The 12842-nt window shown below is 43.4% G+C and carries 13 protein-coding genes; 7 read left to right on the top strand and 6 right to left on the bottom strand.

What is annotated here, in order from left to right:
- Nucleotides 1-326: 326 nt before the first annotated feature.
- Together purH and purD are read left to right on the top strand one after the other, a co-directional pair.
- Complete coding sequence (purH, locus tag PR709_RS18835; protein ID WP_004924826.1) at nt 327-1916, top strand: bifunctional phosphoribosylaminoimidazolecarboxamide formyltransferase/IMP cyclohydrolase; 1590 nt, start codon at nt 327-329, stop codon at nt 1914-1916.
- Nucleotides 1917-1932: 16 nt separating this feature from the next.
- A complete protein-coding gene (purD, locus tag PR709_RS18840) occupies nt 1933-3216 on the top strand; it encodes a phosphoribosylamine--glycine ligase (RefSeq protein WP_004924824.1) in 1284 nt (427 codons plus the stop codon).
- 201 nt (nt 3217-3417) lie between these two features.
- Here purD and PR709_RS18845 read toward each other — a convergent pair whose 3' ends face one another.
- From PR709_RS18845 to nudC, 6 genes are all read right to left on the bottom strand, one after another.
- Nucleotides 3418-4041 (bottom strand): DUF1481 domain-containing protein, encoded by a 624-nt coding sequence (locus PR709_RS18845; protein ID WP_004924822.1) that lies wholly within the window; start codon nt 4039-4041, stop codon nt 3418-3420.
- A gap of 89 nt (nt 4042-4130) precedes the next feature.
- Nucleotides 4131-4403 (bottom strand): HU family DNA-binding protein, encoded by a 273-nt coding sequence (locus tag PR709_RS18850; RefSeq protein WP_004924821.1) that lies wholly within the window; start codon nt 4401-4403, stop codon nt 4131-4133.
- A gap of 201 nt (nt 4404-4604) precedes the next feature.
- Nucleotides 4605-5192 (bottom strand): YjaG family protein, encoded by a 588-nt coding sequence (locus PR709_RS18855; protein ID WP_004924819.1) that lies wholly within the window; start codon nt 5190-5192, stop codon nt 4605-4607.
- Between the two features lie 74 nt (nt 5193-5266).
- The gene (gene nfi / locus PR709_RS18860) at nt 5267-5938 is read right to left on the bottom strand and encodes a deoxyribonuclease V (RefSeq protein ID WP_004924818.1); all 672 of its coding nucleotides are present in this window, start codon (nt 5936-5938) and stop codon (nt 5267-5269) included.
- A gap of 95 nt (nt 5939-6033) precedes the next feature.
- A complete protein-coding gene (gene hemE / locus PR709_RS18865) occupies nt 6034-7098 on the bottom strand; it encodes a uroporphyrinogen decarboxylase (RefSeq protein ID WP_036942124.1) in 1065 nt (354 codons plus the stop codon).
- 99 nt (nt 7099-7197) lie between these two features.
- Nucleotides 7198-7977, bottom strand: a complete 780-nt coding sequence (gene nudC, locus PR709_RS18870) for an NAD(+) diphosphatase (RefSeq protein ID WP_004924813.1) — start codon at nt 7975-7977, stop codon at nt 7198-7200.
- Between the two features lie 239 nt (nt 7978-8216).
- Between nudC and PR709_RS18875 the strand changes: the two genes are divergently transcribed.
- Genes PR709_RS18875 through PR709_RS18895 form a run of 5 tightly spaced genes read left to right on the top strand, consistent with a single transcriptional unit; the run spans nt 8217 to nt 12838 of the window.
- Nucleotides 8217-9269 carry an ABC transporter substrate-binding protein gene (locus tag PR709_RS18875; protein WP_004924811.1) on the top strand — a complete coding sequence of 351 codons (1053 nt, stop codon included), beginning with the start codon at nt 8217-8219 and terminating at the stop codon, nt 9267-9269.
- A gap of 24 nt (nt 9270-9293) precedes the next feature.
- A complete protein-coding gene (locus tag PR709_RS18880) occupies nt 9294-10112 on the top strand; it encodes an alkaline phosphatase family protein (protein ID WP_004924808.1) in 819 nt (272 codons plus the stop codon).
- On the top strand, nt 10112-11017 hold the full coding sequence (locus tag PR709_RS18885; protein ID WP_004924805.1) for an ABC transporter permease: 906 nt from the start codon (nt 10112-10114) through the stop codon (nt 11015-11017). Before PR709_RS18880 ends, PR709_RS18885 begins: the two co-directional genes overlap by 1 nt.
- Nucleotides 11004-11822 (top strand): ABC transporter permease, encoded by an 819-nt coding sequence (locus PR709_RS18890; protein WP_272571105.1) that lies wholly within the window; start codon nt 11004-11006, stop codon nt 11820-11822. The genes PR709_RS18885 and PR709_RS18890 overlap by 14 nt, the downstream gene beginning before the upstream one ends.
- Nucleotides 11822-12838, top strand: coding sequence for an ABC transporter ATP-binding protein (locus PR709_RS18895; RefSeq protein WP_272571106.1), 1017 nt, complete (start codon nt 11822-11824; stop codon nt 12836-12838). Before PR709_RS18890 ends, PR709_RS18895 begins: the two co-directional genes overlap by 1 nt.
- Nucleotides 12839-12842: the final 4 nt, after the last annotated feature.

A 12842-nucleotide genomic window follows, 5' to 3' on the forward strand; every position in this document is an offset into this window, starting at 1 on the left:
CCCCTTTTTATCACTTTTTTATTCGATTGCTGCATTCCACAGCAAAACGCACCTTTATACAGATTTACCCACAAAGTTATCCACAACCATAAAAATAATTAAAATATAACGCGCATTACGCAAACGATTGCGTTACAATTAGCATGAAAATTCATCGTTGATTTTATTTTTATGTTCTGAAATTGTTAGTGGCTTATCTCTATCTATTGATATTTTGATGTGATTAAACAGTTACAGCAGAAATAGGTATATATAAGAAGCGTCGTTTTTACGCTTTAAACTAACTCTTACGGTTTTATTGCTTTCTTATCCAAGGGATCTATCTCATGCAACAGCTTCGTCCTATTCGTCGTGCCCTGCTCAGTGTTTCTGATAAAACAGGTGTTGTTGAATTCGCTAAAGCGCTTTCACAACGAGGTGTTGAACTGCTCTCTACAGGTGGAACCGCAAAACTACTTACCGAGTCAGGGTTAAAAGTCACCGAAGTTTCAGACTATACAGGGTTCCCTGAAATGATGGATGGTCGTGTTAAAACACTTCACCCAAAAGTTCATGGTGGCATTTTAGGTCGTCGTGGCATTGATGATGCCATTATGCAGCAACATAATATCGAACCGATTGATATGGTTGTTGTCAATCTGTACCCCTTTGCACAAACCGTCGCTAAGCCTAACTGCACCCTAGAAGATGCTGTTGAAAATATCGATATCGGCGGCCCCACAATGGTGCGCTCAGCCGCTAAAAACCATAAAGATGTCGCGATTGTTGTAAACAGCAATGATTATGAAAAAATCATTGAAGAATTGGATAACCACGATAACTCTTTAAATTGGTCTACTCGTTTTGACCTTGCTATTAAAGCGTTCGAACATACTGCCGCTTATGACAGTATGATAGCCAACTACTTTGGCGAATTAGTCACCCCTTATTATGGCGATACAACGCAACCATCGGGACGTTTCCCTCGTACGTTGAATTTAAACTTTATCAAAAAACAAGACATGCGTTACGGTGAAAATAGTCACCAAGATGCCGCTTTTTATATAGAAGAGAACCCTAAAGAGGCATCAATCGCCACGGCGACACAGCTGCAAGGTAAGGCTCTCTCTTATAACAATATTGCTGATACGGACGCCGCTTTAGAATGTGTTAAATCTTTCGAAGAGCCAGCCTGCGTTATCGTCAAACATGCCAACCCTTGCGGTGTTGCTATTGGTAATAATATTCATGCAGCTTACGATCGCGCGTTTAAAACGGATCCAACGTCTGCATTTGGTGGCATCATTGCCTTTAACCGTCAGCTTGATAAGGCAACAGCAGAAGCGATTATTGAGCGCCAATTTGTAGAAGTTATTATTGCACCAACGGTTGCCGATGATGCTCTTTCAGTATTAGCGACCAAGCAAAATGTGCGTGTTCTTACATGTGGTGAGTGGGATAAACCTGTTGCAGGATTAGATTTTAAACGTGTTAACGGTGGTTTATTGGTCCAAGACCGTGACCTTGGTATGGTTGAACCTGACGAGCTACGTGTTGTGACTAAACGCCAACCCACTGAGCGTGAATTTAAAGATGCCCTATTCTGTTGGAAAGTCGCTAAATTCGTTAAGTCGAACGCGATTGTTTATGCCAAAAATGATATGACTATTGGCATTGGTGCAGGGCAAATGAGCCGAGTGTATTCTGCGAAAATTGCAGGTATTAAAGCCGCAGATGAAGGCTTAGAAGTTGCAGGTTGTGCAATGGCCTCCGACGCATTCTTCCCGTTCCGTGACGGTATTGATGCAGCGGCAGCCGTTGGTGTGACCTGTGTGATCCAGCCAGGTGGTTCAATCCGCGATAGCGAAGTGATTGAAGCGGCTAACGAGCACGGCATCGCCATGATTTTCACTAATATGCGCCATTTCCGCCATTAATCATGTGGAGTTAAGTATGAATATTTTAATTATTGGCGGCGGTGGTCGTGAACACGCCCTAGCATGGAAAGCCGCACAGTCACCACTTGCTGACAAAGTTTATGTGGCTCCGGGTAATGCTGGAACTGCATTAGAGACTAATCTTGAAAACGTGGCTATCTCAGCAACGGATATCGATGGATTATTAAAATTTGCGAAAGAGCAACAAATCGGCCTAACGATTGTTGGCCCAGAAGCACCACTGGTCATTGGGGTCGTTGATGCGTTCCAAAAAGCAGGGCTAACCATTTTCGGTCCGACTCAAGGCGCCGCACAGCTCGAAGGTTCGAAAGCTTTTACGAAAGACTTTTTAGCTCGTCACAAAATACCGACAGCCGCTTACCAAAATTTTACTGAAATCGAACCTGCTTTGGCGTATCTGGATAAAGTCGGCGCACCGATTGTTATTAAGGCTGATGGTCTTGCCGCAGGTAAAGGTGTCATTGTCGCGATGACGCTGGCTGAAGCTAAAGATGCTGTGCACGATATGCTTGCTGGTAACGCATTTGGTGATGCAGGTCACCGTATCGTGATTGAAGAGTTCTTAGACGGTGAAGAAGCAAGTTTTATTGTGATGGTGGACGGCGAAAATGTCGTTCCAATGGCAACTAGCCAAGACCATAAACGTGTTGGCGATGGTGATACAGGTCTTAACACGGGTGGTATGGGCGCATATTCACCGGCGCCCGTTGTGACAAATGAAATTCACCAGCGTGTCATGGAACAAATCATCTATCCAACAGTAAAAGGTATGGATGCCGAGGGGCATCGTTATCAAGGTTTCCTCTATGCGGGTCTAATGATTGATAAGGCTGGTAACCCTAAAGTTATCGAATTTAACTGCCGTTTTGGCGATCCTGAAACTCAACCTATCATGATGCGTTTACAATCTGATTTAGTCGAGTTGTGTCTTGCAGGGGCAAAAGGTGAGCTAGCAGGTAAAGATTCCTTATGGGATGAACGCCCTGCTCTCGGTGTGGTAATTGCTGCCGGAGGTTATCCAGGTGATTACCGCCAAGGTGATGTGATCCACGGTTTGCCGACCGAAGAAATGGCGGATAGCAAAGTATTTCATGCTGGCACTAAAATGAAAGATGATAAGGTCATCACTGCCGGAGGCCGTGTTCTTTGTGTCACAGCACTCGGTAATGATATCGCCCAAGCTCAACAAAAAGCCTATCAAGCCGCTGAAAATATTCATTGGGATGGCAGTTTTTACCGTAAAGATATTGGTTATCGTGCCGTCGCACGCCTGAAATAGCGAGCACAGAAGTTAAACTCACTAAGCTGATAAACAGCCGCTTTATCAGCTTTTTTATTTCTAACAGGCGAAAGCGCTGAGTATTTCGTAGCCTAACTAGGCGACAAAGTAATTTATCCTCGGGAGTATACACAAATATGTGACTGAGGTGAGTTGCTGAAGCCAACAACGTTAGGATGCGAAAGACGACGAGCGGTGAGATTACAATGAATCTTTACTAGGCTGCCAGCGGCAAAAATCGGTATCCGCAACCATCAAAAGTTGATTCCCTTCAGGGGATTCTAACCAAGCAATATTCAGCTGTTTATGCCAAACTTTTGCTCGGCTTTCTAACCAATTTTGTGCATAAGGTTCAAATTCGACTTTTTTGACATCACCGCCACAAGTGACGACTTGGTTTTGTGACCAACGACCTTGGTATAGTTTCACACCACCGACTACCAAAGCAGTATTAATATCTAAAATACGTTTTGCTTCAAAACGCCAACGGATAATGTCATCGGAAGAAAGTGCGGTTTTGCGATCTTTTTCGACTCGTTGCATAAAGATCACATCATCGTTTTTGTTAAAACGGAGTTGTTCCATCATTTCTTGCTCACCCGCATTTAAGATTTGGCTACGAATTTGCCAAAGCTGGCCTGCTCGGTACTCGAAGAAATTAACGGAAGTATCAGTGCCTTTGTAAGGGCTGTAAACAACCATAAGCACTTGAGGGTCATTTTTTGCGTCATTAAGACGCCACATACGGATTACACCATCATCCGCAATAAATCCACTCGCACTAAACTCGGGAAAGTTGTTACGAGAAGAACAGGCGCTGAGCATTGAGATGGCTCCCAATACCAGCAACCCTTTCCGAATGAACAAAAGGGGTCGTTGACTACCCCCCCTGATAATTCTAGTTTGCAACTTAATTATTTTACCGCTTCTTTCAGTGCTTTACCGGCAGAGAAAGCAGGAACATTAGTTGCTGGGATAGTGATCTCTTCGCGAGTTTGCGGGTTACGACCGGTACGCTCTGCACGGTGGCTGACTTTGAAAGTACCGAAACCGACCAGTTGTACTTGCTCGCCTTTTTTCAGCGTTTCTGAAATAGCATTCAGAGTTGATTCTAATGCTGCTTTAGCCTGTACTTTTGTCAGGTCTGCTGATTCTGCGATAGCATCAACTAATTCAGTCTTGTTCATAAATTATCCTTACACAGTGTGTTTATCGTTTGCAAAGCATCGAGTGCGTCGGATATGCCAAATTGACAGCCCCTGATACACGCCCCCGATAGCCACTTCTCTTCTTGCCCCTAAATGTAGACCAGTCTAGGGGCAAATGTGAAGTCTTAGTCATCAGCATTACTGCGCTAAGTCACGTTTTCATCAATGAAACGCTAAAAACTAGCCTACAGTAATACCAATATTGCTAACCCCCGCTTCACGGAGGTCAGATTTTAATCCTTTAATTAACTCTAAGTCTCGCTCTTCACAGGCAGCCAGTAAACGGAAAATTTCCCACTGGATATCCCACTCTTCCTCAATTGAGGATAATTCTTTCAGCTCTTCCTCTGACATTTCCCTACCAGCTTGGGTCATTTCCAGCATCGCAACAGTACGAATCGATGTTTCGCTAACCGCAATAGCATGGCTCAGTGTTTCGCCACTTAATTTTGCATGAACCACTTCACCTAAAGCGATACAAGCATCGATGGCTGGATAAACACCGTAGAAATCAAAATCATCTGCTGACGGTATAATTTCTTCTAATTTTTCGAGCTGATTGTCGAAATTAATTTTACTGTCTTTAACGACCAGCGTTTCCCATACCAAATCAAGTATAGACCGATAAACCTTTGCGTCAGTAAATTCACTTTGCTGACAAAACATTTGGTAGTTGGGGTACATTCGTTCGCACAGGCATGCCATAAAAGTAACATGTTGCCAGCTTTCTAGTTTTTCCAACCTCAAATGGATGGGATTTCTTAACATAATTTCAGACTCATCAATCTCAATACATCGCAGTTTACCTGAAAATCTGCCAATACCACATATTTTGCTGATAATTAGCCGGATTTCTCTTTCATTCGCTCAAAAAACGACCTATTAGAGGCTATTCCATCAGCAAGTCGCGTTGGCTCAGGTAGCCGATACCCCTTTAAACAGCGTTCAACCCACTCACGAGAAGCACTGACACTCATCTTATGACCCGGTGAAATAAACAAAGGATTGCATCTTTTTTTACTTCTCAGCACCCAACCAAGCTGATTTTCGCCATGCCGTAATGGTTGAAAACTTCCCGGGGCTTCATTCACTGCTTCATAGTCACCGTACAATCGACTTTTTGCGACTCCAATGGTTGGCACATCAGCCTGTAAGCCAAAGTGACACGCAACACCGAAACGACGAGGATGGGCGATCCCTTGACCATCAACTAACACTAATTCAGGTTTATGATGCAGTTGTTGCCAAGCTGCCATCAATCCAGGCACTTCACGAAAAGAGAGCAAACCCGGAATATAAGGTAATTGTGTGGGTACTCGCGCAATCTGATACTCAACCAATTGCAAATCAGGCCATGACAGAACGGCGATCACCGCACGAGTGACAGTACCTTGCTGCTCAAAGCCCACATCAGCACCACCGATAAAAATCGGCTGTATATTATTTTCATTCAATACAATAAGCTGTGCTTTATCTACTTGCTCTTGTCGCAACAATCGAGTGTCTATGGCCATGATGTGCTCAATACTTATTATGATTAACGATTAATGATAGAAGATAACAGCGTACTTACAAGGATCTGTGAGTACGCTATCAAAAAACCGATCAGTTATTGATGGTATTGGCGGGAAAAACGGTGGACAGCATCAACAAAAGCACCTGCATGCTCAGGGGGAACATCTTGATGGATACCATGACCTAAATTAAAGACATGTCCATTACCTTGCCCGAAGCCTGCCAAAATATTTTGTACTTCTTCTTCAATGCGCGGTATCGGAGCATAAAGCATTGATGGATCCATATTTCCCTGTAGTGCCACTTTGTCACCGACTCGACGACGGGCATCCGCAATTTCAGTGGTCCAATCAAGACCTAGAGCATCACAACCTGTTGCAGCCATCTCCTCTAGCCATTGCCCACCGCCTTTTGTAAATAGGGTCACAGGCACACGGCGGCCTTCATTTTCACGTATTAGGCCATCAATGATCTTATGCATGTAATGAAGAGAGAATTGTAAATAATCACGTTTAGTTAGCACGCCACCCCATGTATCAAAAATCATGATGGATTGAGCCCCTGCCCGAATTTGCGCATTTAAATATAAAATCACGCTATCAGCGAGTTTATCCAGTAATAAGTGGAGCGCATTCGGGTCTTCATACATCATTTTTTTAATTTTTGTGAACGCTTTACTGCTGCCACCTTCGACCATGTAAGTGGCTAATGTCCACGGACTCCCCGAAAAACCGATAAGAGGTACATCCCCCTTTAGCGCTTTACGGATTGCTCTTACCGCATCCATAACATAGCCCAGTTCCATTTCCGGATCAGGTACTGGTATGTTTTTTATATCATTTAGGCAAGTGATTGGCTTTTTGAAACGAGGCCCTTCACCCGTCTCAAAATAGAGGCCTAGCCCCATAGCATCAGGGATGGTTAAGATATCAGAAAATAGGATTGCGGCGTCTAATGGAAAACGACGTAACGGTTGAAGTGTCACTTCACACGCTAACTCGGTGTTTTTACACAGAGAAATAAAATCACCAGCCTGTGCACGCGTTGCTTTGTACTCCGGTAGGTAACGCCCTGCTTGACGCATCATCCATACAGGGGTGGTATCTACAGGCTGACGTAGCAAAGCACGTAGATAGCGGTCATTTTTCAACTCAGTCATTATTTACTCCATTATAGTCAGTGGCCGCCGCAAATGGCTAAGGGTCGCTATTGTAGCATGTTACACACAACAATATCAGCGCCTAAGCAATTCGCACGTTTAGGCGTCCTCTTGGCGACATAAAGCCACCGTATCTTCAATTAATCGCCTTGCGATTGTGTCACTCGGAGGAATTTTAGGTAATTCATTGTAGTGATACCACGCGGCACTCACGAGTTCATTCGGATCAACCTTAATTTCGCCACTGTCATAGTCAGCCAGAAACCCCATCATTAATGAGTGAGGGAAAGGCCAAGGCTGAGAAGACACATAACGAATATTACGTATTGTGATCCCGCTTTCTTCCATGACTTCTCGTGCTACCGCTTCTTCCAGTGTCTCACCCACTTCAACAAAACCCGCAAGTACGGTAAAGAGAGGGTTTTGAGTATGGCGGCGGTGCTGTGCTAGCAATATATGGTCACCACGACGGATGCCAACAATAATGCAAGGCGCAATTTGTGGGTAATAGCGTTCATGGCAATGGTCACAAAGACAAGCCCACTCAGTCGTACTATGACGCATTGCGGTGCCGCAATAACCGCAGTAACGATGGGAACGATAAAACTCCGCTAACTGTACTCCACGCCCAGCTAAACGAAATAATCCCTCATCTTGTGATGCTAATAAGCGCGGTGAAGCCATATCTGTTGGCATTTTTTCAGCAATTAGCCAAACAACCTCACCTTGCCATTCACCAATCGGTGTTGCTATCTTCCCAGACAGTGACCAATCTTTTGCACTCCCCCTAGGAGCATCTCCTTGTGGTAACCATAAGCGCCCAGCAAAGCAAACAAACCACCAACCTTTCTCTGTTCCAGTTAATGTCACTTTTGTCATTTTTTACATCTTTTATTGGTATAAAAGGATTTCATCTTTTTCTATAAAGATACGCTTTTTTCACAAAATGTAATCTAGTCGTTGTACTTAATCATTTTTAGTTAGTGTTTTTGACACTTTTTAGACAGTTTTTTCCCTAAAACATCGAAAAAGTGTCACAAAACCGTCAACTCACTGTCACCTTGGAAAATTAGCATACTAACTAACCAATATAACTCCTCTATACAGTGAGAGATAAAATGAAAACGATTGTACCCGCAGTTTTACTTTCATTAACCGCGTCAAGTGCTGCTTTAGCAGCCGATAACGATTTAACCGCCTTGATTGAAGCCGCTAAAAAAGAAGGTCAAGTATACAGTGTTGGAATGCCAGATACTTGGGCTAACTGGAAAGGAACTTGGCAAGATCTCGAAAAAACCTATGGATTAAAGCACCAAGATACGGATATGAGTTCAGCGCAAGAGATTGCTAAGTTTGCCGCTGAAAAAAATAATGCTACCGCAGATATTGGCGATGTCGGCGCCTCCTTTGGCCCTGTTGCCGTACAGAAAGGCGTTACCCAACCTTATAAACCAACCACATGGTCACAAATCCCTGATTGGGCAAAAGATAAAGAAGGCCATTGGGCACTGGCTTATACGGGCACCATTGCTTTCATGATCAATAATGAGCTAGTTAAAGATGCGCCAAAAAGCTGGGATGATTTGCTAAAAGGTAAATATAAAGTCACTGTTGGTGATGTTGGTATCGCAGCTCAAGCTAACAATGCAGTATTAGCAGCGGCCTATGCGCGCGGTGGTGATGAAAATAACTTACAGCCAGCTATTGCGTTTTTTGCTGAACTTGCCAAGCAAAAACGTCTTTCCGTGAATGATCCAACCGTTGCAAATATTGAAAAAGGCGAAGTTGCCGTCGGTATTCTTTGGGATTTCAATGCGCTGAATTATCGTGATCAGATCAATCGTGATCGCTTTACCGTTGTCATTCCTTCTGATGGTTCAGTTATCTCAGGCTATACCACTATCATTAATAAATATGCCAAAAATCCAAATGCCGCGAAGTTAGCACGTGAATTTATTTTTAGCGATCAGGGGCAAATTAACCTAGCTGAAGGCTACGCCCGCCCAATTCGTGCTGAATACCTCACCCTCCCCGAAGAGATTAAAGCCAAATTGTTACCGGATGAGCAGTACAAAAATGTTCGCCCAATTAACGATGCGGATGGCTGGGAAAAGTCGTCTCGCAAACTCCCCAAAATGTGGCAACAGCAAGTGTTAATCCACCAGCAGTAATGTCACTTAGGAAGAAAATATCTCATGTCTGATAAAGTGATCCTTGTTGTTCTCGATGGCTTGAGTTACCCAGTAGCCCATGATTGTATGGGCTACCTCAATGGATTGATCGAAGTTGATCGAGCAACGCTCTATAAAGTGGAGTGTGAGCTACCCTCTATGTCACGCCCTTTATACGAATGTATTTTGACGGGAGTTTCCCCTGTCGATAGCGGTATCGTTAACAATGACGTCGTGCGTCTCTCCCACTTTGATAGTATTTTTTCTTTAGCCAAGAGAGCAGGTAAAACAACGGCAGCCGCGGCTTATTATTGGGTCAGCGAGCTATATAACCGAGCACCTTTTGTTGCGACTCGAGACCGTTTTACCAATGATAAGCAACTCGCTATCCAGCATGGCTGTTTTTACCAAGCAGACCATTATCCAGACAGCCACCTATTTATGGATGCGGAATACCTGCGCACTCAATACTCGCCTGATTTTTTACTGATCCATCCGATGAATATTGATGATACAGGCCATAAGTTTGGTTTTGATTCCTCACAATATCGTAACGCGGCGCGGCAAGCCGACACTATTTTGTCAAATTACTTACCTCAATGGATTGAGCAAGGCTATCAAATTATTGTCACGAGTGATCATGGCATGAACAGTGATCGTAGCCATGGCGGTATATTACCTGAAGAGCGCGCTGTTCCTCTGTTTGTTATTGGCGAGCAATTTTCACATCAAGAACAGTGTATGGTGAAGCAAACTGCGATTTGTGGCACGGTTTGCGCCTTACTCGGAATTGAATATGGCGATAAAACAATCTGTCACACATTATTGGTAGGAGATAATTAATGGCCGACGTTAGCGTACCTTGTGAACAAGCAAACCACCAACAAGGGAAAGCCGCAATGTTAAAGAAACACTTATCACGTTTTCATTGGGGATCAGCCTTATTAACACTGCCATTTATTACATTGTTTTGCTTGTTTCAAATCGCCCCTATGATTTGGGTATTTATCAATAGCTTTATTTATGAAGAAGCTTGGTCAGTCGACAACTACCTTGATATTTTCACCAACGATTTTTATCTGCAAGCCTTTGAGAACACCCTCTGGTTATCGATTGTCTGTAGTGTCATCGGGCTATTCATTTCTGCATTAACGGCATTTTCCATTTATAAAATGCAAGGCAGAGTACGCAGTATGATGATTTCCTTCACCACAATGGCGAGTAACTTTAGCGGTGTTCCCCTTGCCTTTGCTTTTATCATCATACTTGGGGTCAATGGCGCAATTACCCTGCAATTGAAATCTTGGGGAATTATTGAGGATTTCGATATTTATAGCGCAAGTGGGTTAATGCTGCTGTATATCTACTTTCAAATTCCTCTGGGTATTTTGTTGCTTTATCCTGCCTTTGATGCGTTGAAACCAGAGTGGGAAGATGCGGCTAAAACCATGGGAGCCAGTAAATTATCTTATTGGCGCAACGTTGCTATCCCCGTACTCGCTCCCGCATTACTTGGTACTTTTATTATTTTAGTTGCTAATGCCGTTGGGGCTTACGCGAGCACTTACGCCCTGATGAGTGGCAATTACAATCTAGTGACCATCCGTATTGCCAGCTTAGTCTCCGGCGACCTTTATTTAGAGCCTAATTTAGCAGCAGCATTATCCGTTTTACTAATTGCTATTCTTGGATTTATCACTGCCATCCATCATTGGCTATTAAAACGGAGTTATCATGCCAAGTCATAATCTTACCGCCAAGCCAAATGGCTCTTCCGGCCTTTGGCTACATAAATTCATTCTTATTAGTGTTGTTTTGTTATTAGCTCTACCTATTGTTGCCACTTTTATTTATTCAATTTCTACACAATGGGGAGCGACCGTTTTACCGGATGCCTTATCGATAAAATGGTATTTACAGTTATGGCAAGACCCTCGATTTCTGTATGCTTTTGGGCGGTCGCTGCTCATCTGTTTTAGTACTTTGTTGGTTAGCGCACTGGTCATTTTACCAATGGCATTTGCCGTGTTTTACCGCTTCCCGAAATTAAAGGGGCTGATGGATTTACTGATCATCCTGCCTTTTGCTATTCCCCCTGTGGTGTCATCGGTGGGTCTATTACAAATATTTGCTGATGAGCCATTTATGTTGGTTGGTACGCCATGGATATTAATTGGTACTTATTTCACTATCACCCTACCTTTCATGTACCGTGCACTCGCTAATAGCTTCCAAGGCATTAATTTACATGACTTAATGGATGCCGCGCATTTACTCGGAGCAAGTACCTTTAAGGCTTTCTTATTAATAGTATTACCGAATATTCGCAAAGGGTTACTGGTCTCATTACTGATCTCATTTTCATTTTTGATGGGTGAGTTTGTGTTTGCCAACATTTTGGTGGGAACACGTTATGAAACATTGCAAATCTACTTATTTAATATGCGTCAAACCAGCGGTCACTTTACCTCTGCGTTGGTGATGTCTTATTTCTTATTTACCTTGTTACTCACATGGCTCGCCACGCGGATGAGCCGTTCGGGAGATGAATAATGAGTTATGTTATTGCTGAAAATTTGAGTAAATCATTTGGTCAAAATCAGGTGTTCTCTAATATTCAATTCACAATAGAAAAAGGCGAATTTATTACCCTGTTAGGGCCTAGCGGCTGTGGAAAATCGACCTTATTGCGCTGTATTGCCGGACTCGAACAACCTGATAATGGTGACCTGTATATCAATCGCCAAAACATCACGCACCAAGCAGCCCATCAGCGAGGCGTTGGCATGGTCTTTCAAAGTTATGCGTTATTCCCGAATATGACAGTTGAAGACAATATCGCCTTCGGCCTAAAAATGCGTAAAGTCAACAGCACTGAGCGCAATAAAGCGGTTGCAGACGTTATTGAAATGGTTGAGTTGCAAGGTAAAGAGCAGCAATTTCCTCACCAGCTTTCGGGTGGACAGCGGCAACGTGTCGCTCTTGCACGTGCATTGGTGATGAAGCCCCAAATATTGCTATTGGATGAGCCACTTTCGGCATTAGATGCGCGTATTCGTAAACATCTGCGCCAACAGATCCGTCATATCCAACGTGAGTTAAAATTGACGACCATTTTTGTTACTCATGATCAAGATGAAGCCATGATCATGTCTGATCGCATCTTTTTAATGAATAAAGGGGCGATTATCCAGAACGATACAGCTGAGAATATCTACACGCAACCAGCCAATGAATTTGTGGCTCGTTTTATGGGCAATTACAACCTTGTGGAGGCTGACAAAGCCAATGCGCTACTCGGGCTTAATTTGCAAGGTACGCTCGCTATTCGCCCAGAATCCATCTATGTTAAAGAAGCAGGGCGACATTACGGTGAGCATATTTCACAGCCCGTCGATGCGATTATTTTAGATCATCAACTGTTAGGTAATATTATTCGTTATTCCGTCAATACCGCGGCAGGCAATATGACGGTTGATTTGTTAAATCGCTCATCTGAAAGACTATTTGAACCTGGTACACGCCTTGAGTTAATGTTTAATAAGAACGAAATTCGCGCACTACGTTAGCAAA

The organism is Providencia sp. PROV267 (genome assembly GCF_028477825.1).
In the GTDB taxonomy this organism is placed as follows: Bacteria; Pseudomonadota; Gammaproteobacteria; order Enterobacterales; family Enterobacteriaceae; genus Providencia; species Providencia stuartii.